The sequence below is a fragment of the Lacrimispora sp. 38-1 genome (assembly GCF_049890855.1).
Taxonomy (GTDB): domain Bacteria; phylum Bacillota; class Clostridia; order Lachnospirales; family Lachnospiraceae; genus Lacrimispora.
The window spans coordinates 52,134-78,287 of the sequence record NZ_JBANEW010000043.1 but is presented as its reverse complement, the minus strand read 5'-3'; the positions used below and the strand labels follow the sequence as shown (position 1 = coordinate 78,287).

The 26,154-nt window shown below is 37.3% G+C and carries 24 protein-coding genes; all 24 read right to left on the bottom strand.

Annotated elements, in window-relative coordinates; genetic code table 11:
• Positions 1 to 34: 34 nt before the first annotated feature.
• The 24 genes from V7D18_RS08685 to V7D18_RS08570 all read right to left on the bottom strand — a co-directional run bounded on the left by V7D18_RS08685 (position 35) and on the right by V7D18_RS08570 (position 26,025).
• Positions 35 to 382 (bottom strand): cupin domain-containing protein, encoded by a 348-nt coding sequence (locus V7D18_RS08685; RefSeq protein WP_117416824.1) that lies wholly within the window; start codon positions 380 to 382, stop codon positions 35 to 37.
• A gap of 412 nt (positions 383 to 794) precedes the next feature.
• Entirely contained in the window at positions 795 to 1,409 is a 615-nt protein-coding gene (locus tag V7D18_RS08680; protein WP_426153414.1) for a nitroreductase family protein, read from the bottom strand.
• A gap of 184 nt (positions 1,410 to 1,593) precedes the next feature.
• Positions 1,594 to 2,202 (bottom strand): sugar O-acetyltransferase, encoded by a 609-nt coding sequence (locus tag V7D18_RS08675; RefSeq protein WP_426153412.1) that lies wholly within the window; start codon positions 2,200 to 2,202, stop codon positions 1,594 to 1,596.
• Between the two features lie 14 nt (positions 2,203 to 2,216).
• On the bottom strand, positions 2,217 to 3,014 hold the full coding sequence (locus V7D18_RS08670; RefSeq protein ID WP_426153410.1) for a histidinol-phosphatase HisJ family protein: 798 nt from the start codon (positions 3,012 to 3,014) through the stop codon (positions 2,217 to 2,219).
• A gap of 242 nt (positions 3,015 to 3,256) precedes the next feature.
• The gene (locus V7D18_RS08665; RefSeq protein ID WP_426153408.1) at positions 3,257 to 3,631 is read right to left on the bottom strand and encodes an ROK family protein; all 375 of its coding nucleotides are present in this window, start codon (positions 3,629 to 3,631) and stop codon (positions 3,257 to 3,259) included.
• Between the two features lie 20 nt (positions 3,632 to 3,651).
• A complete protein-coding gene (locus V7D18_RS08660; RefSeq protein WP_426153406.1) occupies positions 3,652 to 3,954 on the bottom strand; it encodes a hypothetical protein in 303 nt (100 codons plus the stop codon).
• A 284-nt stretch (positions 3,955 to 4,238) separates the two neighbouring features.
• On the bottom strand, positions 4,239 to 5,528 hold the full coding sequence (locus tag V7D18_RS08655) for a methyl-accepting chemotaxis protein (RefSeq protein ID WP_426153404.1): 1,290 nt from the start codon (positions 5,526 to 5,528) through the stop codon (positions 4,239 to 4,241).
• Positions 5,529 to 5,732: 204 nt separating this feature from the next.
• Positions 5,733 to 8,108 (bottom strand): alpha-L-rhamnosidase C-terminal domain-containing protein, encoded by a 2,376-nt coding sequence (locus V7D18_RS08650; protein WP_426153402.1) that lies wholly within the window; start codon positions 8,106 to 8,108, stop codon positions 5,733 to 5,735.
• Between the two features lie 4 nt (positions 8,109 to 8,112).
• Entirely contained in the window at positions 8,113 to 8,448 is a 336-nt protein-coding gene (locus tag V7D18_RS08645) for a PTS lactose/cellobiose transporter subunit IIA (RefSeq protein ID WP_426153400.1), read from the bottom strand.
• A 43-nt stretch (positions 8,449 to 8,491) separates the two neighbouring features.
• Positions 8,492 to 9,778 carry a PTS sugar transporter subunit IIC gene (locus V7D18_RS08640; RefSeq protein ID WP_426153398.1) on the bottom strand — a complete coding sequence of 429 codons (1,287 nt, stop codon included), beginning with the start codon at positions 9,776 to 9,778 and terminating at the stop codon, positions 8,492 to 8,494.
• Between the two features lie 14 nt (positions 9,779 to 9,792).
• On the bottom strand, positions 9,793 to 10,095 hold the full coding sequence (locus tag V7D18_RS08635; protein WP_426153396.1) for a PTS sugar transporter subunit IIB: 303 nt from the start codon (positions 10,093 to 10,095) through the stop codon (positions 9,793 to 9,795).
• A 90-nt stretch (positions 10,096 to 10,185) separates the two neighbouring features.
• Positions 10,186 to 12,090 (bottom strand): BglG family transcription antiterminator, encoded by a 1,905-nt coding sequence (locus tag V7D18_RS08630; protein ID WP_426153394.1) that lies wholly within the window; start codon positions 12,088 to 12,090, stop codon positions 10,186 to 10,188.
• Positions 12,091 to 12,178: 88 nt separating this feature from the next.
• On the bottom strand, positions 12,179 to 12,733 hold the full coding sequence (locus tag V7D18_RS08625) for a hypothetical protein (RefSeq protein WP_426153392.1): 555 nt from the start codon (positions 12,731 to 12,733) through the stop codon (positions 12,179 to 12,181).
• Positions 12,726 to 13,841, bottom strand: coding sequence for a HAMP domain-containing sensor histidine kinase (locus V7D18_RS08620; RefSeq protein ID WP_426153390.1), 1,116 nt, complete (start codon positions 13,839 to 13,841; stop codon positions 12,726 to 12,728). Before V7D18_RS08620 ends, V7D18_RS08625 begins: the two co-directional genes overlap by 8 nt.
• Positions 13,838 to 14,509 carry a response regulator transcription factor gene (locus V7D18_RS08615; protein WP_426153388.1) on the bottom strand — a complete coding sequence of 224 codons (672 nt, stop codon included), beginning with the start codon at positions 14,507 to 14,509 and terminating at the stop codon, positions 13,838 to 13,840. Before V7D18_RS08615 ends, V7D18_RS08620 begins: the two co-directional genes overlap by 4 nt.
• A 69-nt stretch (positions 14,510 to 14,578) precedes the next feature.
• Positions 14,579 to 15,403, bottom strand: a complete 825-nt coding sequence (locus tag V7D18_RS08610) for an SDR family NAD(P)-dependent oxidoreductase (RefSeq protein WP_426153386.1) — start codon at positions 15,401 to 15,403, stop codon at positions 14,579 to 14,581.
• Between the two features lie 41 nt (positions 15,404 to 15,444).
• A complete protein-coding gene (locus V7D18_RS08605) occupies positions 15,445 to 16,242 on the bottom strand; it encodes an SDR family NAD(P)-dependent oxidoreductase (RefSeq protein WP_426153384.1) in 798 nt (265 codons plus the stop codon).
• A gap of 215 nt (positions 16,243 to 16,457) precedes the next feature.
• Positions 16,458 to 17,441: an ROK family protein gene (locus V7D18_RS08600; protein WP_426153382.1), complete on the bottom strand. Its 984-nt coding sequence runs from the start codon at positions 17,439 to 17,441 to the stop codon at positions 16,458 to 16,460.
• Between the two features lie 3 nt (positions 17,442 to 17,444).
• Positions 17,445 to 18,284 carry an MBL fold metallo-hydrolase gene (locus V7D18_RS08595; protein ID WP_426153380.1) on the bottom strand — a complete coding sequence of 280 codons (840 nt, stop codon included), beginning with the start codon at positions 18,282 to 18,284 and terminating at the stop codon, positions 17,445 to 17,447.
• Positions 18,285 to 18,286: 2 nt separating this feature from the next.
• Positions 18,287 to 21,049: a family 78 glycoside hydrolase catalytic domain gene (locus V7D18_RS08590; RefSeq protein ID WP_426153378.1), complete on the bottom strand. Its 2,763-nt coding sequence runs from the start codon at positions 21,047 to 21,049 to the stop codon at positions 18,287 to 18,289.
• 87 nt (positions 21,050 to 21,136) lie between these two features.
• The gene (locus V7D18_RS08585; protein WP_426153376.1) at positions 21,137 to 22,537 is read right to left on the bottom strand and encodes an MFS transporter; all 1,401 of its coding nucleotides are present in this window, start codon (positions 22,535 to 22,537) and stop codon (positions 21,137 to 21,139) included.
• 178 nt (positions 22,538 to 22,715) lie between these two features.
• Positions 22,716 to 23,903 carry a helix-turn-helix transcriptional regulator gene (locus V7D18_RS08580; RefSeq protein ID WP_426153374.1) on the bottom strand — a complete coding sequence of 396 codons (1,188 nt, stop codon included), beginning with the start codon at positions 23,901 to 23,903 and terminating at the stop codon, positions 22,716 to 22,718.
• A gap of 37 nt (positions 23,904 to 23,940) precedes the next feature.
• Positions 23,941 to 24,801 carry a hypothetical protein gene (locus V7D18_RS08575; RefSeq protein WP_426153372.1) on the bottom strand — a complete coding sequence of 287 codons (861 nt, stop codon included), beginning with the start codon at positions 24,799 to 24,801 and terminating at the stop codon, positions 23,941 to 23,943.
• Positions 24,802 to 24,819: 18 nt separating this feature from the next.
• A complete protein-coding gene (locus tag V7D18_RS08570) occupies positions 24,820 to 26,025 on the bottom strand; it encodes a DUF6348 family protein (RefSeq protein ID WP_426153370.1) in 1,206 nt (401 codons plus the stop codon).
• Positions 26,026 to 26,154: the final 129 nt, after the last annotated feature.

The window sequence follows — 26,154 nt, the reverse complement described above, 5'->3', positions numbered from 1 at the left end:
CCCTCAGCGTACTGAGGGTTTTAGATAAGATAGGTTATACATTTGCATCTGCTGCAAATGCCTCTGAACCCATTGGGGAAATTGTAACGTAAAGGCGCAAGACGTTTTCGCCGATGTTTATAACCTGCAAGCTTTCCTGTCCGTCAACCTGCATCAGCTCCCCCGCCTGCAGCGGAGTTTCATTGCCATTCGTGACAACCTTGGCGTCCCCCTCCATAACCTGCAGTAAAAGAGTTGATTCCAGATGTGTATGTCCTGGCAGTATTTCCCCTTTTGCGATGTTTAGAATAAACGCAATTACATTATCGCTTTTGAAAAGCATCCGCTTAGCGATTTTTCCCTGAGGATCATGAAAATAATCAGTGAAAATAAATTTGTTCATGGATAAATTCTCCCTTCATTTTATCTTAAACTTTAATATACCCCATTTCCCAGATAAATGTTTATCAAAACAATATTTATAGATAAAGAAAAGGCCAGAACGGCAGAAATTAAGTTAATTAAGAGCCGTTCCGACCATATTTCATCGGTAATTATTTTAATGTCTTCCGTTTATTGGAATCTATTTCTGCAGCTTTTCCATCTTGTAAACCTCGTATTTTCAAACAATTTTCTTCCCCTGGTTTCTGCTTCTCAAATTAGGGAATAACCCGTGCAATGGTGTCTTTCAGACTTTCTGCCAGCGGCAATTCATTTTCTGCCACATTCTGATATGCTGTTCTACAATCTCATTAATAAATCATTCCCATATAACATAATTTTCTACATATGCTCTAATTATAAATTTACGTGCCTTACCAGACATTAATATGTATTCTTGTTTTTAAATCTATTTCTTTTTGCTCTATAATTTTACTATCTTCAGCTTTATAACCAAAGGGAATTATTGCCGCCACTTCTAATTCATCTGGTACAGCCAGTATGTCTTTTACTTTATCAGTATTCTTAGGAATGAATGTAACACCTAGAACTTCATGCTCAGCCAAGCTTAATAATATATTCTCAATACAGCACCATACCGACGCCAGACAATTCAAGTCATAGATTCTATTACTGTCTTTTACAAGTGTCTTTGGCTTATAAACTACTACCAATAGTTCCGGTGCAGTTAAGATCATTCGCTTCTGTTTTGGAATAGCATCCAGATACATTGCTTTTGCTAAACTATCATGGTTTTCAAATGCCTGTAATAAATCTGAAGACAGTTCTTCGACCATTTCTTCGGTCTGAGTTAAGGCTAATCTTATCTTGGAGTCCCTTACCATAATAAAATCCCATTGTTTTAAATGGTTATAACTCGGTGCCTTAAGTCCTGCTTCAAGAGATTCAATTATTATTCCATTAGGGACTATTTCATTTGAAAATTCTCTAATAGTTCTTCTTTTATCAATAACTTGTTTAAATTCCATATCTCACTCCAATCATATTTTAAAATGTCATTATACGAATGTTATCTCATATTAACTCTTTCGCCTTAATCAAACGTATGTTCTTTTTCTATTATACTATAGCTTTTCAATTTCTACAAGTGTAAATGTTTAAATGTCTACAGGTTTCGAATTTTAATTCTTCCATAGTTAATATCTACAGAAACTATTCTATCGGTACATCAAATTCATTTTTTTTGAAATAATATGTTCTGTCTTCTTCTGTAATTTCTCTCACTATTTTACATGGGTTGCCCATTGCAATTTTATTGTCTGGTATATCCTTAGCCACTACGCTCCCTGCACCGATAACTACATTATTCCCTATTGTAACACCAGGAAGAATTACAACATTACCTCCGATCCAGACATTATCTCCAATAGTAATTGGAATACCATACTCATAACCTGTATTCCTCGTATCCGGATGTATTGGGTGTCCTGCTGTATAAATTGATACATTAGGAGCAATCTGGGCATTTTTTCCTATTGTAACTTTGGCCACATCCAGAATGGTCAGATTATAATTCGCGAAGAAATTCTCCCCTACTTCTATATTCCATCCATAATCACAATGAAATGGCGCTTCAATCCATATGTTTTCTCCAGTCTTACCTATAATCTTTTTTAACATTTCAGGTACTGATTCATTCAATTTCGGTGAAAGTTGATTAAAATCATAAATTTTCTGCTTACACGCAAATCTTTCTTCCTCTAATCCATCCAGCCATGCTTTATATGGTAATCCTGCTAACATTCGTTCTCTCTGGTTCATGATTTCTTCTCCTTCTACAATTGATGAAAAATTGGCTGCATTTTTTCAAAGGTACAGAATTGTTTAAATCCAATTTCCTTTAAGACATCTTTGACTTCTTCAATATGATCACCAAGATGTTCCGTCTCATGTGTATCTGATCCTATTGTAAGAATAGTTCCACCTAATTCAAAGTACTTATTTAATATATTTTTAGAAGGCATTAAGTCTTTTAACCCGTACTTAAAACTTGAAGTATTTAATTCTATGCCTTTACCATCAGCTATTACCTGTCTTAAAATCAGTTCCACATATTCCATTATTTTTTCATCTGGAAAATCACCATATTTGTCATAGCGTTTAATCATATCCAAATGACCAAGGACTGAATACTTTTTATAATTTTTCACCACATCCAGGATAGCCTGATAGTAGTTTTTCTGATATTCTTCCTGCGGTTTTCCTTCCTGATATTCATAATTCCAGAATTCTTTATTGTCGATCTGGTGATTACTTAAAATAATAAAATCAAATTGATAAGTATCATAGTCTCTCTCAAACTGCAGTAATGTATGCTTTTGTACTCCAAATTCTATACCTGCTTTTATGATAATATCTTTACCATACTTTTCTTTCATTTTTTCAATTTCTGTAAAATATGCTTTATAATCGCAATTTAAGTCTGTTTTAACCCCGTAATCCACATGCTCTGTAAATGCGATCTCATTTAAACCAAGGTTAATCCCGCGCTTTATCATATTTTCCATCAGACAGTCTGAATCGTCGCTATAATAGGAATGTACGTGATAATCAGCAAAATAATTTTCTTTCATAATTCCTCCCTAAATTTTTCTCTATTTTATCTCAGGCTTTATATAGGCTCTTTATAATGAGAATCTGAGATAAGTTCTGTCAAACCAGATTGCTCCTGAAGTTTCAATATGCAAATAAATAATTTTGTTATAATAAATAAAGATTTAATGGTAGGAAACAGCATTTACATAAAATATTATATCAATTATAAAGGTATACGTAAATATGTTAATATTATGTCAATTTCAGAAATTGCTGTCCATCAGAGTAACAGTTCCATCAAATACTGCCCTTCTCTTCTGTCTTTCACCAGATCCAGAAATTCATTTAACTTATCCACATCAATCTTACGTTCTTTGAATTTGATATGTACATATACAGCCCCGATTAAATTCGCATCGTTAAAGAATTTACAGACTTCCACATCTGCGATTGGAAGATCCCATGGATAAACTGTATTAATTTTCTTTATTTCCTCTTTAATCATCTGTAAGAATAACGGCTGTACGCTGATTCCGCCACCAATGACAATCTTTTCCGGATCTAGAATAAACTTATAATTATTAATCTGTATCGCAAGATGCCTGACATATTCACGAATTCCGGCAAGTGCCTTTTCATCTCCGCAGTTCGCCATCGAAAATGCCTTTTCTCCATCTAATTCAGCCTCTGTGAGCCTGTATGATTTGATACAAACTTAATCAAACCCATATCATCTTTATTCTTTAATACACAGCCTTCATACGTATCGGCCTTCCCCATTCCTACATCACCCATTCTCATAGTACAGAATTCACAGCCGGTGCATGGAAGAATATTATAATCAATAAGATTGATCAGTGTACATTCTGCACCTTCTGCTTCACATGCTGATAATGCCTCTTTCACTAAGATTTCTGAATTACCGTTATGTCTTCCGGCTACAATACCATTACTTTCATTTTGTTTTCTCCTTCGCAAAATATTTTTTTATAATAATTCTCCCTGTTTTCCGTACTCGTAAGAGCTGGCTCAATCTGGGAAAAACAAAAAGGAAAGGATTCCACTACAGAATCCCTTCCCTCGTGCTTTTTTCTATGTAATTGTATATAATATATCTTTTAATACTTTGCAATCCTCTCTTTAAAGCTGCTCAGCTTATATTCCCAATCTTTTCATTTACAGAATATCACATTTTCTGAAGCAGCAGCCATAGTTCTTTCGCAGTCAGTTTAGAAGTTACATATATGTAATAGGAATTTTATTTATTTTACGGAAAAATACTGTACCTGATTTTCCAGCGTATTAGCATAATCTTTTAACAATTCTGCTGTTGATTCAATTTCACTGATATTTTGGTTTAATCCGTATACAGAGTTTTGCACCTGTTCTGTGGCATATACATTTTCTTCTGATATATTCTTTAATGCTTCGATATGCTTTGTAATCTTATCTTTTGCAACATCACAGATTTGAGTCTGTTCTCCTATTTCCACTATTTCCTTCAATGACTCTTCAATTCCATCATTTACTTTTCCAAAATGAATTTGCGTTTCCACCAGCTTTTCTTTTTGTTTTTCTACATCTGCCAATACTTCATCCATGATTTGCAGCATTTTTCCAGATTCAGATGAAAGATTCCCAATGATTTCATCAATCTTCTTTGCTGATTCACTGGACTGGGTTGCCAGCTTACCAATTTCTTGTGCAACAACGGAAAAGCCCCTGCCATGTTCGCCTGCTCTTGCCGCCTCTATACTGGCATTCAGTGCAAGCATCAAGGTCTGCTTTGCAATCGTTGTTATCATCTGAATTACTGTATTAATCTGGACAGAAGCATCATACGTTAAATGTACCTGTTTATTAATCCGCTCAATCGCATAATTTGTTCTTTGGTTTGATTCATCAAGATCTACCATTAGTCCAATCGACCAATTCCCATCTTCTTTCATTCTGCCTGATGTTTCTTCCAAATGCTGAACACTTCTTGCAATATTCCCAATCAGGTCACTTATCTCATTTATATGTATAGAGGCCTCATTCATATCGCCATTCTGTTTTTTTGCATCATGCGATACGCTCTGTGCAGATAATTTAATATGTCCGGTAACTTCATTTACATCCCCAACCATCTGTTCAAGTACCTTCTCTGAATTGACCAGCTTTTCAGAAACATCTTTAATGTTAAATATGGAGTTTTTCAGTTTAACGCTCAAAGCATTCAATGCTTGCGCCATAAATCCAATCTCATCCTGCCGGTTCTCCATTTTTTTATCAATCATTATATCCAGATTTCCGTCTGCTATCTGCATTAAGTACTCTTCTGCTTTTCGAATAGGCTTTACAATACCATGTGCAACATAAAGCAACTGAGCGGTACCAACAAACAATATAGCAGCAATTGTATTAGCAACCAACATTGGATCATATCCTTTTAATGATAAAATAGAAACAGCCGTCGACATAATAACCAGAGGACACAAAGCGGTTGCGATAATCTGGTTACGAATACTCTTCTTTACCCTTTTTGATTTTACCTTTTCTTGTTTTACCATAAGTTTAATATCCTCTCACTGATATATTTTAATCTGTTTTACCAACCTAGTATGTATTTTCCTTATTTAAAATTTGTTTATAAATTGTTTCAGTTTTATTAATTATGTTTCTTAATCGGATTAAAAATCAAAGGTTTCCAGAAGTCGGTTATTATTACCGACAATCTGAAAACCTTTGATTTTAAGCCATATGGGATAATTTATTTATCTTTGCGTGACATCAATATCACCATTTCTACATGCGCCATTCCCTGAAATATATTTTATTCCACTATCTTTCACAATAAATGGCATTACGGCTTCCTCTGCTGTAACTGTAATCTGCATTTTTTTTGTTTTCTCCCGCTCCCACCCCACATATATCGTGCCTTTGGGAGTGACAACCTCTCCTCTCGCCCACATAAGATTTCCAGGAACCGGGCGGATTAAGATCTTTTCGAAACCAGCTGCTGCCGGACGAACACCAAGCACGATTGCAGGTAACTCATAAAGTGCCAGTGCTCCCCATGCATGGCATTCACTTCGCGGATACTCGTCTGATTCGGCAACCGTGGTCATGTGGCTGGCAATCATATATCTCCATATATCCCAGCATTTTTCTGTTTCCTCGTACAGCCCCACTATCTCCAGAGCACGGAACAAATAAAATGCCATTGAAACTGTGCACTGGGCATATGATTGACGGTTTTTTAATGTCTCCAAGATATTACTCCGTCCTGTTTCCGCATCCAGAACCCCTGTAAGGATTCCAAACACCTGGCAGTGCTGGCTGTATTCTGGATAACCGGGTCCATCCTGGATCCACCCTTCCGGACTCATACAGAAATCCCGAATCGCCTGCCGCACAGACTCAGCAATCTGCTTATACTCATCTCTCAGCTCTGTTTTCCCAATATATTCAGCCAACTCTGCCGCTTTCATAAGCCCCATCAAGTATAAAAGACTCTCCATGGTAAGCGCACCGGATTCTGCTGCATTTGGCACACCTGCCTTCCATTCGGGTGCCCAATCAATGAACGACCAGAATTTTTCCTGATGGTAAATACCTCCGATTTTCCCAACACAGCCATTTATTGTTCTGTTTACTTCATAAAAATAAAGTACCTGCTCCACGGAAGGCATATGATACCGGATCAACTCCTTATCTCCAAAATACATCATATGATCATAAAGCATACAGATATAAAAAATTGAGAAACCAGGAATTACATTTGGCCTGGTATTGGGATATGCACTGCATATCAGGCCATCATATCTTTGAGACCGTTTAAAATCATCCATACACTTTCTGGCCAGTTTATCATCCATGGAGACAGCATAAGTAAACAGTATCTGAGAACGAGAATCCATTGCATACTGCAATTGCTCATAGAAAGGACAATCCATATACGTCTCATGCATACAGCGTTTCAATGTGCGGGCACTGATATCCCATATATCTGTCAGAGTAGAATCTGAGGTCTGGACCCATGACTTGACATCCAGAGGATATCCCGTCTCCTCAAAATAGAAATCCCTGATTATCAAAGGTTCGTCGCCGGTGGTAATACAAAGCCGAATGAAACGGAACGTCCTGAACCAGAATGGTTCATATTCCTCCGGATTCTCTTTATCTCCGCTCCCCACTGGATAATAGTCATCCACATAGCCTTCCAATACGCCTCTGACCGCATCCGCCCTGTCAGTTTTTAATGGAATGTTTCCCTGTCTTGGTGCGTCCGGCTGGATATAGGATTCCGCTTGCAGCAACCGTATAAAAGCCCCTTTTCCCTGCTCCAGTATAAGATGGAGGTAACCTGTCATTTCTTCTCCTGCATCAATTTCCACTACATCTTCCGAATGAGGGGGAATATATACCTCTCCCATTCCGGATAGCATCCGGTTCCACACATTTTCTAATGACTGGGATTGACGCAGTGCAATCAGACTCTGGAATCGTCCTTTTTTTCTTCTCATAAAGGGAATCGTCCTCGGATTTAAATTCCCCGGGCTTACTGCATCACGAATTTGAGACTTAGGATAAGGGCACGCAGATTGCCAACTGCTCTCATCATATTGAATTTCTTTCCATTTCCACATTTCTTCAGTTTCATTTACCTGTTCGTAAAAATGCAGCCGCGCAAATCCAGCCGCCTCAGAAATGAAACGTGTCCTTTTGTCAATCCGGCATTTCCAATCACCATCAGCAGAAATAACATACTCTTTTCCCCTGCTGTCTCTAATACTCCCCTGCAGAAACAGACCTGGTAAATTGGTGCAGATAATGCTTTGATTACCTTCTGTTGGTTTTATTGGAAAACGCAGCACAATTACCGCCAATACATTCTGCCCTTTTTTCAAATATTGGCCAATGGATATCTCATCATAAAACCATATTTGAGCATCGCCTTTGCTTGGCCCCGCTTCCACAAACCTCCCATTAATGTAAAGTTTATACCTTGAATCAGCGGATATCCTGATCACTGCGGATTCAACATTCGTATCCAGGTGAATTCTTTTACGAAAAAGGACTGCAGTGGGGACCCTGTCAAATTCAAGTCCCCATTCACCAGTCCAAATCCAATTTGCATATTCAATCATACTGTTATCCCTGACTTCTCATGTTTTTATACACATCAATCAGTTCCTCAGCTACCAGACGGAATGTCTCCGCACACATCATCTGATCTTCCCCATGAATAAGAATTAAATTGATATCCGCATTGCAACCTGTCGCAGCCAGATCTGCTGAAGCTGAGGTAAGAAATTCGGAATGCACCTCATGTGCTATTTTAAAACATTCTCCTCCTTCTCTCATTAAAGCCTCTGCTTTATCATAATCAGATAACTTAGAAGCTCTGATAGCCTCCACATATTTTGTTCTTGACGTGCCCGCTGCGCTGATCATTTGCAATATCTTTGTAACATTTTCCTCACTCATTTTATCAAGCTCCTTCTGTACGTCTTTTAAATGTCAATTCTAATTAAACTTCCCTCTCCAAATCCAGATTTTTCTTATCCGCTATTTTAATGAATGGCATCCATATTAAAGTTACTAATACTAATAGAACTAATTGTAAAATAGCGCCTCGTATACTTCCCGTTACCAGGAAACCACTTATAATGATTGGTGTCGTCCACGGAAGCTGGACCAGACCGGTCGTAATTGGTACTAATCCAACTGCAAATGCTATGTACGCAACAATAGCTGATACCGCGTTGGAGAGCAGGAATGGAACAACCAGATCAAAATTCAGCATCATTGGGAACCCAAACAGAGCCGGTTCTCCCACACCAAAAAAATAAGGAACAATAGCAATTTTTGAAATTTCCCGATACTGTCGGCTTCTGGCTATAATCAGAGCTGCAATTACGCCGCCAACCACTCCGATCCCTGCAAAATGAGTAAAAAAGCTATTACTGATAATATTAACCGGCAGATCTCCTGCCATGGAAAGATTTTTGTTCTGATCCTCCAATACCTGCAGGATAGGGGTCATAACCCCCGATACAATGGAACCGCCATGCAGACCAAAAAACCACAGAAGCTGTTCAAATATTTTAGCAAATGCCACACCAAATACGGAACCGCCAACTATAACAAGCGGCAGGCCAAGTGTATTATTAATCATGGATACTGCATCTGTCCCCAATGCATCCGTAATCAGTCTGAGTGCCCAGAATATGATAATTGCGATCAGGGATGGAATCAGGGATTCAAAAGGCGCCGATACCGCTGGTGGTACAGATTCCGGCATCTTAATTTTAATACCTTTTCTATCTATGATCTGATAAATTTTAGCTGTGAACAATCCGGTTAAAATTGCACAGAACATTGCCTGTGCACTGACAGAAGTCAGTGAAATTGCATTGCCTGCATCTGACATGACATTAGGTGTCAGAATCAGATAATTTACTAAAGCAGTAAGAGTCACCTGAAGCTGGTTAAGCTTCATCTTACCTGCAATGGAATGGGAAATGGTAATAGCCACCAACAGACCGCCAATTGCAATGCTTGAATTATATACATATAAAAGCTTCCCCTGCCATACAGCAGCTTCACAGCGGAGAACCGACGATACCAGCTGGTTGAATCCTTCCAATGGAAAGAACGCCAAAATCAGGAAAATGGATGCTATAAATGTAAACGGAACATAAGCCAGCATGGCATCCCGAATAGCTACTATATAAATATTATTGCCCATAGCAGAAGCAAAACGGCTTAATTTCATCTGGAATGTTTGTGTAAACGCATTCTTTTTATCTGGCATGATTTTTCCTCCCCTCAATCACCAAGAACTTCCTTTACATGATGTAATACCTTCTTTCCGTCCATCCTCCCATAGTCCATCATTTCAATTGCTTCGATTTTCTTGTCCGGATAAATTTCCTTTAGACGTGGAATTTCAAAAGCAATCTGAGGGCCAATCAACAGAATATCCGCAATTGTAACAATTTCCTCTGCCTGCTGTAACGCATAAGCTGATATCTCGCATTCATACCCGTCTTCTTTTGCTGCCGCTTTCATTTTATTTACCATCAGGCTGGTGGACATTCCCATATTACATAGTAATACAATATTCCTCATTGAACCTTCCCTCCAAATCTATTATGATGCAGTTCCTGCTTGTTACATCATAATAATAAATAAAACAGCGTATAACCTCCACCTCACCATTTACCGTTTCAATGCGGTAATTTTTTTCTCGAAACCATCAAAATCCGGGGCCTCTATCAGACTCCTCACCGCTTCCCTGTCAGAAAGAAATTTTGCTGTAATTTCATAAAACTTCTGAGTATCCTCATCCTTTTCTTCTTTTAAGGAAGTCAAAACTACAACCCGCACCATATGAGAGGACCATTTAATTTCATCTTGCAGTACTGCCACCGCAACCAGAGTTTCTTTTGTCATAATTCTGCACGGATGGGGGATGGCTGTTAAATTTCCAAAATCCGTAGGACCAAATGCCTCTCTCTGCAGAACGGATTCCTCAAATCCTTCAGGAAGTTCTGTTACACGGGACATCCTGACGCATATTTCATGTATGACTTCTTCCCGGCTGCTCCCCGGCACGTTGGAGAAAAAAAGTTCTTTCCTGTAAAATTTATTCAAAAACTGCATATCCCCTACCTGAAGAAACCGCTTGATTGACATGATTTCGCTGCTCTCCAGAAAATCATGGATTTCCATAATGGGCACTGATACTTTTTTATAGATGGGGACAGTAGTAAAAATAAAATCTATTTGCTTGAAATCCACTCGTTCCAGTTCATGCATCCCACATATCTTCAGAGAATTAATATAATCGCCAAATTCTTTCTGGAATCGGTACATCAGCATCCGGGAACTGGCTTTGCCACTGATACATACAAGCAGAATATTGTTTTTACGTTTTTGCTGCATTTTCTTTTCTTCCAGAGCCATAGCAAAATACATGGCAATACAAGAGATTTCATCCTCCTGAATCACTTTTTGATAATACTCAGACAACAGGATCGATGCAAGCTGCCCCATAGAATAAGCCAGTATATATTTTTCCTTCACTCCTTTTACCTGTACATTTTCCATCGGTATTCCATATTTCAGGCGAATCTCCATGGGAATCAGGTGCTGTATCAGCATAATCCTCAGATTCAAATCATCCCTTAGTTCAATATTATAAGTGAGAAATATTTCCTCCAGGATTTTGGAAATCAAGCAGTCTATCTTCTCTGAGGCAACCACATTTGCTGTATAATTTTTTTCTATCTCCAATATTCGTTTCCCGGCAATAAATACTCCGGTAAAGTAAATCTCGGTTTCAGGGATGGTCAGTTCTGAAGGTTTTAACATCTCGTATATTTTTTTTGAGATTTTCACCTCATACTCCACATCACCTGCTGACTCCGGCAAAATTACATCTGTAATAAATAAGCCTTTCTTCATTCTTGAAATGCTTAAGTAGACGTAAAGTACCGTATTCTGAAATGCTGTCTCTGTAAATCGAATCTCGTATTCTTCTGCTAATTCCAACAGAATTCCTGCTATAGCAGCAGTTTCTTCTTCCCGCTTTACCAATATTCCCCAGAATGTCCTTTGAGAAAGATAAAAATTTTGAAGTATGCAGCATCGCTTATTAAATTCTTTTCCCTCCACCCGAATACCATAATAAGGCTTACGCCATAGTTTCAGTTCGAAACATTCCAGAATATATTCCACGTGCCTCAATTCATTTGATAAAGTCTTGCCGGACACATACAAAAATTCGCACAATTCCTCTATTTTCATGTATTCTGTCCGGCTAAGCAATAAAGCCAGCATATATTCAATCCGTTCATTCGAGTCAACAGGGACTGCTGAGTTATCTTCATACCTTTTGCGTTTATACTCTTCCCAAAAATCCAGTTCTGTTATTTCCAGGCAATATCCGTATCTGGGTTTTGATATGATTATTGCTCCGTAAGCAGAGATTTCTTCTTCTAATTCCTTTATTCTTGTTCTGACTGTTTTTTCACTAATCCCCAATACTTCCCCAATATACTTTGAAGTCCTATATTCTGTTTCTGATAAAATATCCAGAACATCCCACAATCTATAGTCCATGATTCCTCCCCTCTGTTTCAATAAGGTCTATTATTCCATGATAAAATATTGATATTAATTTATTTACCTGAAATAAATTTGCGCTTTGTTAATGTAATAGCTTATTGCCTCTCTCGCAAATTTCAAAAATCTCATCCTGCTTTTCTTCAATTAATAAATTGACCTTTTCTGTTCTTTTACTTAAAATATAATTATATATAAAATATGGAAATATCCATCCTGCAGCGGCAGGAATCGCCATAATGATACAAAGCGCAATTCTGGGTGGTTCCGCCGTAACCGCAAAAACAGAACCTGCCATGAATGCTGATCCGACAATTCCTGTAATAAGCGCATACATGGTGGCTTCTGATGTTTTCGATCTTTCAAGATGATCTATATCCTTTAAACAAAATTCAAAGTTTTTCTGGAGCCTTGTAAGTTCCATCCTATTCATAATCTTCCGGTTTCTCTTTAACCGCAGTATAACATTTGCACGAGTATTGGATATATTAGCAGATACATCAGAACTTATATTTTCATCTACTGTCCAGCCAAAATTCTTATATCCGTCTATAAGGAACGAAACCTTATTTGAATTTGTAACCACCTGCTTATATTCGTACCCCCCAAATTTATGACCTTCTTTTTTATTTTCATTCATAAATATAGCTTCCATCATCACTTTCCTCTTTCATATACTCCGAAATAATGACTGGTATCGTAGCCTTAAAAGTTGTTCCTTGATCTGGCATACTGATTACATCTATTGTGCTATCATGCAATTCCAATATCCTTAAGGTCAGCGCAAGCCCCAATCCATTTCCTTCTTTCGAATGGGAGGAATCCCCCTGGTAAAATTTATCAAAAATATGTTTAATGGTATTTTCACTCATTCCACAGCCTGTATCACAAACAGCTACAATAATAGAGTCTTCTGTGGAAGTCTGTTTTAATGTGACCTTCCCACCGCTTTGCGTAAACTTTAACGCATTGGATATCAGATTATTCCAGACTAATTCCATAAGACTTTTATCAGCATATATGATTGCCCGGTCTTCCAGATCTGCCTCAAATTCTATATTCTTATTTTCCCATATTTTCTCAAATTGGAGGGCACATTCGCTAAGCTGCCGGCAGATATCATACCTCTGTACTTCCGGCTTTATCCTTTGGTTCTCAAGCTTATTCAATTTCAAAATATTAGTAATCAGATTAGCCAGACGTTTAGAAGTATCTTCAATAGTTTTCGCATATTCGATTCTCTGGTTTTCTGTAATATTCCCCTTTTGCAGGTATTCCGCATAATTCTGTATCACTGCAATGGGCGTTTTTATCTCATGGGATACATTGGAGATAAAATCCGTTTTCAATGTTTCAATACTGCCAAGCTCATCTACCATCTTATTAAAATCAAGAAACATATAGTCCAGATAGTCCATCTTATCCGCAGAATGTAATGGTTCCACATACACGGAAAAATCTCCGTTTGCTACCCGATTTGTCGCTTTTGCAAAAGCCTTCATTGGTTTATCATACCATTGGTTAATCTGACGGTATGTGACATAGGTAAAAACAAACGAGCATAGTAGCCAGAACAAAATAATCATAGTAATATGAACCTTTGTTATATTTTTGTAATCCAGATAATTACCCAAAATAAAGAATTGAACGGTCGTAATAAAAGCAAAAAAGAATAAGGCCGGAATAAATATAAATATCCTATTAATTAGCTGCCTTCTTTTAAATGCCTTCTTTTCATTCTTTTTCATAACAACACCGCCTTGTATCCAATTCCTCTTACTGTCACAATTTCAAATCCATCACAATCCGAAAACTTATCTCTTAGCTTTGTCACATAAACATCTACCGCACGCAGGCTCGTATCAGTGTCAATTCCCCAGAATTCATCCATAAGCTGCACCCTTGAAAATGTTTTTTTTGGGTGGGAAAGCAATTTATATATAATATTAAATTCTCTTGTCGTTACTGGTATTTCTTCCTCATTTATTGCAGCACTCACAGCATCTGCATCAAGAGTAAGATTTCCTATTGTTAGTTTCCTATCCTTTTCCATATTTGCACGGCGAAGGAGTGCCCGTACACGAAGCAGCAATTCAGCCAATTCGATCGGCTTTACCATATAATCATCGATGCCAAGTTGAAATCCCTTCTGCTTAGAGGGAAGATCATCCTTTGCTGACATAAACAGAATAGGGATTGTCGGGTTAATCTGACGTACCGTTCTAGCAAATTCAAATCCGTCAATTACCGGCATCATAATATCAGAAATTATCAATTCATATATGTTATTATACATTTCGTCATAGGCATCGTTTACATTCAGACAGCCTTTGGTCTGAAAACCACTGTCATTTAAATACGTACAAACTATCTTATTTAAATCTGCATCGTCCTCTACTATTAATATGTGAATCACTGTTTTCTCTCCTATCCACCCTGTCATTGGCTATGCCTATTCCCCTTAAGACTTCACTATTTTCTAAAATTAATGTCTTTTAAGCGGATTAACACCAGAAGCTACAAGCCCACCATCACACAGGATATCAACTCCTGTCAGATAACCTGCATCTTTCCCTGCACAGTATGCAAAAAGACTTGCAATTTCATCCACATGTCCAAATCTTTTAATTGCACAATACTTTGAATATGCATCTGCTTCTTCTTTTTCCAATTCTCCCATCGGTGTTTCAAAGTTCCCAGGGGAGACAGAAAGAACTCTTACTCCCTTTTCTCCAAATCTTGCTGCATCCTGCTTTGCAAACCAAATCACAAAATGCTTTGAAACGCCATAGGAAACACCGGATCTTACTTTCTCAGGAAACAGGTTTATGCGCTTCATCATTTTTTTCATAAAAAGCTCCGGATTGATAACACTATATTTATACAAACCTACAGGCATAATAATCTTCGGAGTTAAATAGGCAGACATAGAAGACACATCGATAATGCAGGAACCTTCCTCCAATACCCCGTAAAATGCATTATTAACATTAATTGTCCCTAAAGCATTTGCTTCCATTATTTTTTGTGCATCTCCCATATGAGGTGACATACCAGCTGCATGAATGACTGCTGAAACCTTTCCTTTTTCTTTTGCATGGTTAGCTAATTGTACTACACTATTATAATCTGATACATCACAGGCATAGGCTTCTGCTTCAATTCCTTCTGCCTGCAACTCTGAAACTGCATTTTCCAGCTTATTTACGCTTCTTCCACAGATAATAACGGAATGGTCCTTCCCCATCCATTTGGCAGTTGCAAGTCCCATTCCACTGCCACCGCCTGTAATTACACATATATTCTTCATATTGTCTTTTCCTCCTGTGTTCCTGCCTTTTATATTTGTAATCAATGCTTATTTGCACTCATAACTTTAATAATCATTTTCATGGCAAATGTTGAATTCAGCTTATATAGCAGGTTCATTGTCATACAATCTTTTCCGATGTAGGAACGCAGTTTCTTTTTTTCCATGGCTTTAATAATGAGTTCTGCTGCCTTTTTCGGCGTCAGTACCATATTTGATTTACTGCTTTCGGTGGATACGCTATATGCTATATCAGAATTCTTTTTTATATCTGTAGCAATACCACCAGGAATCACAACTGAAACCTTTACATTTGTATCAGCCAGTTCTGAGGAAAGCCCCTCGGATAGTAGTTTAACCGCTGCTTTCGAAGCTCCGTAGACACTTTGTCCCGGCACAGGTAAAAAACCTCCCATACTGGATACATTTACAATATGTGCTTCCGGACGTTTCAGCAGATAAGGCAAAAATGCCTTTACCATATATAGCGTCCCATAGTAATTAATATTCATTACCCTTTCAATACGATCCATCTCCAATTCATTCAGACAAATAAACGGCTGTATGATTCCCGCATTATTAATGATTCCATCAACTTTTTTATGCTGTTCAATTACCTTTTCTGCAAATGCATTGACGGCTTCCTTATCAGATATATCAACTGCATAGATAAATAGCTTTTTATTATTTCCTGAAATTCTTAAAGTTTCATTCAATGCAGACAGATTAATATCTGCTGCAAAAACAGTTGCTCCCTGTTCAAGAAGCTGCAGAACCAGCTCTCTTCCCACACCATTTCCACCACCGGTTACTACAATATTTTTTCCTGCTGCTTTCATATGAATATTCCTCCATTGAGCTATGATTTTTTCCTTTGTTGTGCATATAATAATCATTCATTATTTCTTTATTGTTTCTGTTTTGTTTGAGTTTTATTAATTTGTATTTTTACTGTTCACAAAGTAACACCCCCCTCTGCAGGAAGGCAGTGGGGGGTGGTGATGATATTTAAAACATTTATGAAATTAGCCCTGTAATGCTCTGGACAATCCTTTTATTGTCCTAACAATTCCATCAAATACTGCCCTTCTCTTCTGTCTTTCACCAGATCCAGCAATTCATTCAGCTTATCCACATCAATCTTACGTTCTTTCGATTTGATATGTACATAAACAGAGCCAATTAAATTCGCATCGTTAAAGAATTTACAGACTTCCACATCTGGGATTGGAAGATCCCATGGATAAACTGCATTAATTTTCTTTATTTCCTCTCTAATCATCTGTAAGAATAACGGCTGTACGCTGATTCCTCCACCAATGACAATCTTTTCAGGGTCTAAAATAAACTGATAATTATTAATCTGTATCGCAAGATGCCTAACATATTCACGAATGCCGGCAAGTGCCTTTTCATCTCCGCAGTTCGCCATTGAAAATGCTTTTTCTCCATCTAATTCATCTTCTGTGACCCCTGTATGACTTGATACAAACTTAATCAAACTTCTAATTCCGGTATTTCCCGCAAGTGTGTGGTCCAAAGAATACTCAGGCTCTGCTTCTGTCATAATATAACTGAACTCCCCAGTCATATTATGAATTCCTCTCAGAACTTTTCGATCGTGAATAATTGCGCCGCCAACTCCAGTTCCACATACGATGACAACCGCATCATTGCAATCCATCAGTGAACCTTTCCAAACCTCTGCCAGTGCTGCACATTTGGCATCATTCTCTACGGTTACATGAATACCACAACGCTTTTCTAAAACCTCAACGATATTTAAGTTCGTTATACAAGTTAAATTTCCACCAGTATACATAAACCCCGTCTCACTGTCAATGATTCCAGCCATGCTGAGGGCAATTCCCTCCACATGTCCTTCATACTTTTTATAAATATTAACCAGAGAGGCTATAAAATCTTCCAATGGCTCTGTCACAGTCGGAGATTTATTCTTTTCAACAATCCTGCACTCCTCTGTTATGATTGCATATTTTGTAAATGTGCCTCCCACATCTATCGATAAATAATTCATAGTCTAGCCTTCCCTGAAAATTTTCTTTTTATTAAATATAACATTGCCTTCGCCGCCATCTGCCCGTTTAAACTGACGGTCCGCTGCTTTTGCAACATAATTGACCGTTCCTCTGAACGGAAATTCCTGATTGTCTGTATTTCCAATCAAGATATCATCACATACCGCAATCACATTTTCAAGCAGATTTCTTGATGCCACCATTTCATGATGCATGAAATAGCATCGTTCATAACGTCCTGCAATTAAATTCTCTACTCGTAATAAATTTTTACGGTATTCATCTACCGTCAAAGAGTTATCATCAAAAAGGAAAGTTGCTGTATTACATGCATCACCGGTAATCAGTATTTCTTTTTCCGCAATCAAAAGAACCATGGTACCTTTTGTGTGTCCGGCAAGTTCATATACTTCTACTGTAATACCGCCAAGGTCAAATATTGCGCCATCCCATAACTCCTTAAAATCCGGATCTGTTACCGGCACAAAATTATCATCATTTTGCAGCCATTCTTCCATGCCCCCGATATTTGCTGCGATATAACCTTTTCTTTCTGCTAATGGACTATGTTGTTTATATACTTCGTTGTCTTTCGAATTCATATACACATCATCAAATTCCGGTGCCCCAAGCGCATGATCTAAGTGACCATGTGTCAGAAGAACAGTAATCGGTTTCTGGGTAAGTTCTTCTACTAATTTTCTTAAACCTTTAACTCCAAGACAGGTATCAACCAGCGCAGCACGGTCTGTGCCTTCAATCAAATACATAATCTCGCCGCTGCGGCTAAAAATAGCCGTCATATTCTCATTTATTTTTTCTGTTTTATAGTAATCTGTCATTTTTACTCCTCAGCTAATTTTGTTAATTCCATCGCCAGATTTTCAATCATGTCAGGAGAGAAACCAAGAAATGACATTCCCTCTAAGGTCGCAAGACTTTCATTTAAAAATTCTTCATCTCCGCTTCCGAGGAAATGCTGTAAGAGCGGTGATATACGGTCAATCACTTCCAGCGCTTTCGGATTCTGCATCATATCTTTAAAAAGTGTTTTTCTTGTATATAGCAAGCGTAGATCTGTGGCAGGCTTATAATCATATTCATATGTTCCAGCCGTCACTTCATCTACCTCCCCTTCATAAAATGGTAAGCCAATTACGGCACTACAGCCAAATGGAACTTCTACGTGTACATGTACATTTCCTTCTTTCTTAATTTCCCACTCAACGCGATAGGTTCCATATGGAGACTCATAGCTGGTATTCATAAACTTAAGCTTCTGGTTCATAAGAGGTGTGATCAATACCTTCTTAAAACCCGGTTCTATTGCCTTAAGACCTGCAACATCGCGGTATAAGTATTCTACGATTGACCCGAATGAATAGTGGTTTAACGAATTCATCAAGACACCACTTATGAGCCCATTGTCAAGTACGGAATTCCATCTTTCCCAGATTGTAGTTGCTCCCAGATTGATGCAGTGCATCCAGCCCGGATAGCCCTCCTGGAGCAGAAAATAAAACGCTTCCTCTTCTAATCCATTTTCTGCCATCACACGGCACATGATTGGCGCTCCAACAAATCCACCTTTAATCTTGTAACAGTCTTTGTATAATCTGCTTTTCAAACCTTCAATAATTTTGTTTTTATCTTTATAAATCCCACTGTAAAGAGCAACAATATAACCGGTTTGTGTATCGATGCAAAGTCTTCCTGTCACTGAAAAGTATTCTTTGATGACTGCCTTACTGATATTTTCATGCAAATCACGGTAAATCGCCTCATCCTCTGTATATCCCAATATCCTGGCCGCATCGGCAGTCTTTGCAACAGACATTGCATAATAGCAGGAGGCAATATAATAGTCATCGGTTCCTCCTTTCATGCTCTGCTCTGTCCGCCCGTCAAGTGCCAGCCAGTCACCAAGCTGATTGCCATAATCAAATAAATATTTCTGACCTCTTTTTTTATCTTCCTTTGTAATCTTATCAACCCAGTCTTTCATCATTGGATAGTATACTTTTAACGCGGACTTATCACCAAAGTGCTCATAGAGGACGGTTGGAAGAAAGGTCGCGATATCTCCCCAGATACTGGAAAAGATTGCAGCATTCGGTTCAAACACCGGAATCACCCCAGGCAGAATGCCATCTAATTTCTTCTGTTCTGTCCGAAGATCATGAATGAACTTATTATAAAATGCAGCCGTATCCATATTATAACTTGCTGTACCGGAAAACACCTGCGCATCTCCCGTCCAGCCAAGCCGTTCATCTCTTTGCGGACAGTCTGTCGGAAAGTCAATGGAGTTTGATTTCTGTCCCCACATTGTGTTGGAAAATAATTGATTGACTCCCTTGTGGTCTGTTTCAATATGTCCGGTTATCTCCATCTGTGAATAAAGAACTTTCCCTGTAAAGGCCTCTGCTTTTAGTTCGCCTTCCCACCCGGTTACTCTTACATAACGGAAACCAAAGAACGTAAACTGAGGTTTCACAATTCTTTCTTTTCCATCTGAAATATAGGTAAACTGCGATTTTGCTGAACGGTAATTTTCATTGTAGAAATTATCGTGCTGCAGGATTTCTCCGAAATCAAGTATAATTTCTGTTCCTTTTGGCTGTCTGCATATAAACGCAACATAACCCGCAAAGTTCTGTCCGAAATCAAGCACAGTCTCCCCTGCTGGTGTATGAATGACCTCTTTTACTGCGAGTTCTTCCATCTCTAAAACCGGAAGAGAGTATCTGGCAACAAGCGTTCCTTCTGCCGAAGTAAAAACTGCTGTTTCACTACTGTTTTCTTTCCCCTCCCACAATAAATGGTTGATAATTTCCCCATCATAAATATCACTGGCCTGTGTATCAGAACCTTTGTAAAACCAGCTTTCATCTGTACCGATTGTTTCGACCGTTCCGTCTTCATATACCACACGGACCTCGGCAATCATAAGGAATTTGCTTCCAAAATTTTCTTTTCGCTCTCTAAGCCCGAAACGGCCTTTATACCAGCCGTTTCCAAGCGAAACGTCCAGTTTGTTTTCTTCTTTTAGATTCCCGGTAATATCATAGGTCAAATACTGAACTTCATCATGATAATTGCTGTAATAAGGAGTGAGAACTTCTTGTCCAACTTTCTGTCCATTTAACAAAGCTGAAAACAATCCCAAACCGGAAATATAAAGCCTGGCTGATTTTATGTTTTTTGTTTTTTTCAATGAAAAAGATTTTGAAAACGTAGGATGGAATCGATCATCATCTTTGGTTGTAATCCATTTACCAATCCAGTCTTCGTCTTGTTTTGCAGTCTCAAAATAAGAGACTCCACTCGTATTTGTCTCATCCAAATCTGTAGTTACAGTAACACGAGTATAATATCTGGTATATGGTTCAAGTGAAAGTTCTAAAACCTCGCCCGTCTGACAGAGCAATGCCCCTTCTTTTACAAAACAGATATTCTCAAAATCTTCATCTAGTGATACTTCAATTATGACATTCTTCTGATCTTTCGCCTTTGTTTCTGTCACTTTCCATGAGCAGCTAAGCCGTTCCATCAGATATCCAACCGGATTCTTCATATTGTTGATTTTTAAATCTGATACCTTCATTTTGTTTTCATCCTCCTAACGTTGGTTGACCGCGACGATTTCTCGCCGCGGTCAACCGTCTGTTTGTAATCGATTATCTCTTCTTTGTTATATTTCTTCTTCCGTCCATTCAGCTCCATTTTCTTTACGAAGGGCTGGAAGTTCTTTGTCTAAGTGATAGAATAACATCAGTACAGAACATGCCCCGATACAAATAACCGGAATCCAGTTATAGCAGAAACTGATTGCAGTCTGAGCTGAAGCCGCCTGTACTGGCTGTGATGGATCAAAATGTACACCCGAAAGGATCCATCCAAGAACTGCCTGACCTAATCCCAAACCTAATTTCTGAGCTGTTGTGATACCGGCATTTCCCATACCTACTGCAAGAACCCCTGATTTGTATTCTCCATACTCAATTGTATCCGATACCATACCAAATGCCATACCGCCAGCTGCTCCAAGGCCAATCCCCTTGATTGCATTGAAAAGAATTAACATAGGAAGGTTTGTTCCTACAAGTCCGGTTCCGGCAAATCCAATTATCATAGCAAAAAGCCCGACCTGGTATGTTCTGTGTTTTCCAAATTTCTTCATAAAGAATGGTGTCAGGAACATAATTGCAAACTGTGCAACAGAGATTGCATTGTTAATTGGTCCATAAAGAGCAATCTCTCCAAGTACATACTGCGCATAAAACGCTGCTGCTACTGCGTACATAACAATAACAAAAAAGATAAGGAACATGCATAATGTCATAAGAATCCAGTATTTATTCTTAAATAACGCTTTTACTGCAACCATCGCAGATACTTTATCTTTTTCTTCTTTCTTCTCTACTTCTGAAGCTCTTTCTTTTGTTCCAAAGAAAGCAATTACGCTTGCTGCAATGATAATAACTCCTATAATTGAAAATGTAATTGTCCATGCTTTTTGTGTATACATATCTCCGTCACCAAATTTTGTTAACCATTTGATTAAGAATGTATTCATTGTAATATTGGCCAATGTCATGAAAATCTGATTCATATTACCTAATAAACCACGATCATAATTATTCCTTGTCATTAAGTAGTTCATAGAAGCATACGGAACATACATGGAGGTATAAAATACTGCATTTACCAGGTTATACATAATAAAAATATATACATATTTAACCATTGCCGGCCAATCAGCCGGAATGCAGAACAACAACAGTAATGAAAGTGCCATTGGAATACACATTCTTACAAGCCAGATCCTGGCTTTTCCATGTTTTGATTTTGTGCGGTCAACAATTCGCCCCATAATCAGATCACTGATCCCGTCAAACACCTTTGACAAAGCTATAAGTGTTCCTGCTACACCAATATCTACCATTGCTACATTAGTCAGATAAATCATAAAGAACCCTGACATCAATGCGTTTACCCATGCCATACCATAATTGCCAATCCCGTACCCAATGCGCTCGCCCCATGTAAGAGATTCTTTTAAATCATTGTGTTTTGATGCAAAACTAAACATATCTCTTCTCCTTTTACCTTTCTAAAAATAAATACTAATATCGCATGCGTTTTACATGTTCGTATCTTATCTTGATTTTCACAATATTTATATCTTTAATTTGTCTTTTTTGTATTTATTTTTACTCTATTTATGCCGTTTTGCGATCTGATATATTTTATTTTGTCTCCCCCCTATTTTATCCGCCGAAATATTCCGCCGGTTTATATGTCTCCCGATATTTTTTAGGTGACATATGATATCTCTCTTTAAATTGCTTTCCCATATAACTTTGAGATGGGAAATTGACATATTCTGCAATGTTTGAAATAGTCTCCTCTGAATATTTTAAAAGATTGGCTGCATGTTCCAATCTCACTTTAATGATATAATCCTGAAGTCTTATTCCGCTTTCCTGCTTAAACATACGCGATAAATAGCTGGAGCTAATACCGAGCCGTTCTGCAATTTCGTCCAAATATATCTTCTCCCGATAATGCTTTTCAACATAGTCCTTTGATTGTTCTACATAATTAGATGTCTTTCTGCTCTTTTTATCCAGGACACATTTTGTAAGTTCACTTACTGCGTGATTTCTATATTCAATTACTTGAACCGCTTCCACGCAGCTATCACACTTTTGGATATAAAAATCACTCATACGATATGCAATGGCCGGGGATACTCCGCCTTCAATTGCAGCTCTGGTACAAAGTGTAATCCCAACAATCGCAGTATTCTTTAAGTGATTTATTTCTTTGGTTGATAATATCCCGATGCCCATATCCATCTGACGATTTAACCTAAGTGCATCGGCAACCTCTCCCATTCGAACACAATCAAGTAGTTTTCTCTCTTCTAAATAAGTATGATGATACAATTCTTTTTCTTCTGTTTTTAACGTAAAAAGAACTTTTTCCTCCTCCAGGTCTTCCGAATGTATCATAAGATGATTTAGACGTATTAATTCACTGTCCTCGTACTCCAAGCCTGTCAGATAATGCGAGATAATTTCAACAATATCCAGTATCTCTGCAAAAGAAAATTTTTTTAAACGTTTTTCTTCCTCTGCTTTAAATCCGTATTCTTTATAAAACTGGTGAGATTCAACACTGGACAATATCTTTATGCTCATCGGTCCAATCATGAAAAAACAATTCCCCTCCCTGATGCAGCTGAAATAGACCTGATGCTTATCTATATAGATATAAGGAGCATCCTGTTTTATAGCCCCCTGCACAAGTAAATCCCGTAATTGCTCATTTGTATATAGAAGATGGTGCTCGTAAGCCTCCGTATAGCTTATAATCTCCATATTTTGCATTCCGAAAATTCCAACATTGAAAATCGTTGATAAATGTCTCATCATGTACTGGACATTCTTCATTAATACGCTCCTTTAACTTTCTGCTTTGATATATTTTCTAAAAGTTATTAATTGCAAAAATTCGTAAACCTTCTTTATTATTAATATAGTTTATCCATATCTTTCCATTTGCAAGCATAATTCCTGTAGGGTTGCTATCTAAATATTTTGTATATGCCTTTGAAAGTGCAAGTTTAAAATCAGAGTTTATTATATCATCATATTTTTTTTCGAATTCCTCTGAACTATTAATGGCAATTTTTTTCTCATTTATTTTTATATTAATGGGGTAATCAATAAGCTCTGCAAAGCCTTGTTTATTATTTTCAATAATATATTCTTTGATTTTTTTTGCAAATTCTTCTATATCCTCTGTATTAGTGCCAGGTATCGAGTAGCGTGTTTCATATGTATTGCCTATTGTATGTGTATGCGCAAGGGAAAAATGGGATTTCTCAACATTTGTAAAGGTTCCATCTAATAAATCACCTTCCTTGGTATCAGGTTTAATTGTACCTCTAAAAATTATATTATTATTTTCATTTTGCAAAACAAAAGAAGCATTATCTAATTGTATTGTTCCTTGCAATTTTATTTCTCCATCATCGTCATTTTGTGTGATATAGGAAGCGGATAGTTGTTCGCCATCTCTATAAACAACCATACATATATTTTGATTCCCAATATTACCTTCAAAAACACTATTTATATTATTTTCTATAACTGATTCAACTTTTTCAATATCTAAGTTATCAGTATCAGAATCTATAGAAGCCTGATTCTTTGTTTCTACATTATTATTGGAAGAAGAATATTCATTTGTATTAGTTGTAACTTCTGTAAAATCCCTTCTTTGGCAGCCTGAAATCATAACACAGCAAATAAAAATAAAGCTAAAAACAGCACTTTTCTTATACATTATAAAATCTCCTTTAGATTAATTTAATGGGTTATAATCTTCTGTAACATTAATAGCTAACGGCAAGGTTGCCAGGTTTTCCAGTTCACCTCCCTGATTGAGAGCGTTATTAATTGCTTTGAACGTCGCACTCTGAAATAAAACATGGTTATATTTGTCTTTATCAAAACCTGAATGCAATTTTTCTCTTATTAATCTTTTGATGAGAGTTAATCTGCTTAACTGTGATAAATATACATTAGTCTTAGACCCGTCAGGCTTAATTAATACGACTTCATCGGAATATTGAATTTCAGGCAAAGCAAATTTACAATACAGTTCAGGAATAAAAGAATATAGTTCAATGGCTAAGTCTATATCCCCCGTTAAGTCAGCTATTCTTTCAAAAAGTCCTTCCCAATCTGCCTCAGTTGAACAAATCTCAAATAATTCCATGGTTCCAAAAACATACTTTTTCAGATTTTCATAATTATATTTTCCCTGTTTCCAAGTTTTATCGCATTGTCTAATAAGTATAAATTGCTTTTCTCCTTTAAATTGGTTCTCTGTATTCCAGCTTTTGGCATACTTTTCCATTTTTTGCTGTGCTTTCAAAAATGGTTCATTGTTAAAAGTACATTGTGTAATGATTTCCCCATCTGCCTGGCGGGATACATATACCTTAATCCAGTAAAAACGTTTTGTTCCTAATCTCGGTACGATTTCATCTTTCAATATATTGAATATTCTGCTGTTATCAATCGTATTTATGCTGCAATATCCCTGTGCATGCAATCCCCCTATTTTAGGATGCCATATCTGCTGGCGATCTCCTATTACCGTCTCAAAATCAAGTTCCGGATTATGTGTATCACAAAACCCATCAGCTATAACCTCTAAAACGTTAGAAACAAAAGTGGCAGTACCATTTCTTATTGCATGATAAATGTCATTTTCCCTTCCAATTCCTGCTACAGATTCCATAATCTCAGTATCAAAATTTTCATGCTTAATGATAAAATCAAGCTGGAGTACTATTGCATTTTGATGTTGAGTTTTATTGCTTACTCCTGCTTTTATAATCATCTTGCAGTCATTTATTACCAGTTCATTGTTTATAATTTCAGACTGAATGTTTTTTAACATCCCTTCTTCCTTTAAAATTTGAAGAATAATATCATCAACCTTTTCCTCCTGGCTGTTTACATTATCCTTTCCATTAAAAAATTTCTTGAGAAAACCCATTTTTCTTTTCCCTCTCTATGTAAAATAATATTGTGTACTAAAGTAAATACCGCCTTTCATACTATACTTTATTTTATGATATATTGTAAAATGATTCAATCAAAATAAATCACCCCTCCAAACTTTACA

Bases quoted from the DNA above. Each gene is read 5' to 3' on its own strand.
- V7D18_RS08685 (WP_117416824.1), bottom strand. From the start codon at position 382: ATGAACAAATTTATTTTCACTGATTATTTTCATGATCCTCAGGGAAAA.
- V7D18_RS08680 (WP_426153414.1), bottom strand. From the start codon at position 1,409: ATGGAATTTAAACAAGTTATTGATAAAAGAAGAACTATTAGAGAATTT.
- V7D18_RS08675 (WP_426153412.1), bottom strand. From the start codon at position 2,202: ATGAACCAGAGAGAACGAATGTTAGCAGGATTACCATATAAAGCATGG.
- V7D18_RS08670 (WP_426153410.1), bottom strand. From the start codon at position 3,014: ATGAAAGAAAATTATTTTGCTGATTATCACGTACATTCCTATTATAGC.
- V7D18_RS08665 (WP_426153408.1), bottom strand. From the start codon at position 3,631: ATGGCGAACTGCGGAGATGAAAAGGCACTTGCCGGAATTCGTGAATAT.
- V7D18_RS08655 (WP_426153404.1), bottom strand. From the start codon at position 5,528: ATGGTAAAACAAGAAAAGGTAAAATCAAAAAGGGTAAAGAAGAGTATT.
- V7D18_RS08650 (WP_426153402.1), bottom strand. From the start codon at position 8,108: ATGATTGAATATGCAAATTGGATTTGGACTGGTGAATGGGGACTTGAA.
- V7D18_RS08645 (WP_426153400.1), bottom strand. From the start codon at position 8,448: ATGAGTGAGGAAAATGTTACAAAGATATTGCAAATGATCAGCGCAGCG.
- V7D18_RS08640 (WP_426153398.1), bottom strand. From the start codon at position 9,778: ATGCCAGATAAAAAGAATGCGTTTACACAAACATTCCAGATGAAATTA.
- V7D18_RS08635 (WP_426153396.1), bottom strand. From the start codon at position 10,095: ATGAGGAATATTGTATTACTATGTAATATGGGAATGTCCACCAGCCTG.
- V7D18_RS08630 (WP_426153394.1), bottom strand. From the start codon at position 12,090: ATGGACTATAGATTGTGGGATGTTCTGGATATTTTATCAGAAACAGAA.
- V7D18_RS08625 (WP_426153392.1), bottom strand. From the start codon at position 12,733: ATGAATGAAAATAAAAAAGAAGGTCATAAATTTGGGGGGTACGAATAT.
- V7D18_RS08620 (WP_426153390.1), bottom strand. From the start codon at position 13,841: ATGAAAAAGAATGAAAAGAAGGCATTTAAAAGAAGGCAGCTAATTAAT.
- V7D18_RS08610 (WP_426153386.1), bottom strand. From the start codon at position 15,403: ATGAAGAATATATGTGTAATTACAGGCGGTGGCAGTGGAATGGGACTT.
- V7D18_RS08605 (WP_426153384.1), bottom strand. From the start codon at position 16,242: ATGAAAGCAGCAGGAAAAAATATTGTAGTAACCGGTGGTGGAAATGGT.
- V7D18_RS08600 (WP_426153382.1), bottom strand. From the start codon at position 17,441: ATGAATTATTTATCGATAGATGTGGGAGGCACATTTACAAAATATGCA.
- V7D18_RS08595 (WP_426153380.1), bottom strand. From the start codon at position 18,284: ATGACAGATTACTATAAAACAGAAAAAATAAATGAGAATATGACGGCT.
- V7D18_RS08590 (WP_426153378.1), bottom strand. From the start codon at position 21,049: ATGAAGGTATCAGATTTAAAAATCAACAATATGAAGAATCCGGTTGGA.
- V7D18_RS08585 (WP_426153376.1), bottom strand. From the start codon at position 22,537: ATGTTTAGTTTTGCATCAAAACACAATGATTTAAAAGAATCTCTTACA.
- V7D18_RS08580 (WP_426153374.1), bottom strand. From the start codon at position 23,903: ATGAAGAATGTCCAGTACATGATGAGACATTTATCAACGATTTTCAAT.
- V7D18_RS08575 (WP_426153372.1), bottom strand. From the start codon at position 24,801: ATGTATAAGAAAAGTGCTGTTTTTAGCTTTATTTTTATTTGCTGTGTT.
- V7D18_RS08570 (WP_426153370.1), bottom strand. From the start codon at position 26,025: ATGGGTTTTCTCAAGAAATTTTTTAATGGAAAGGATAATGTAAACAGC.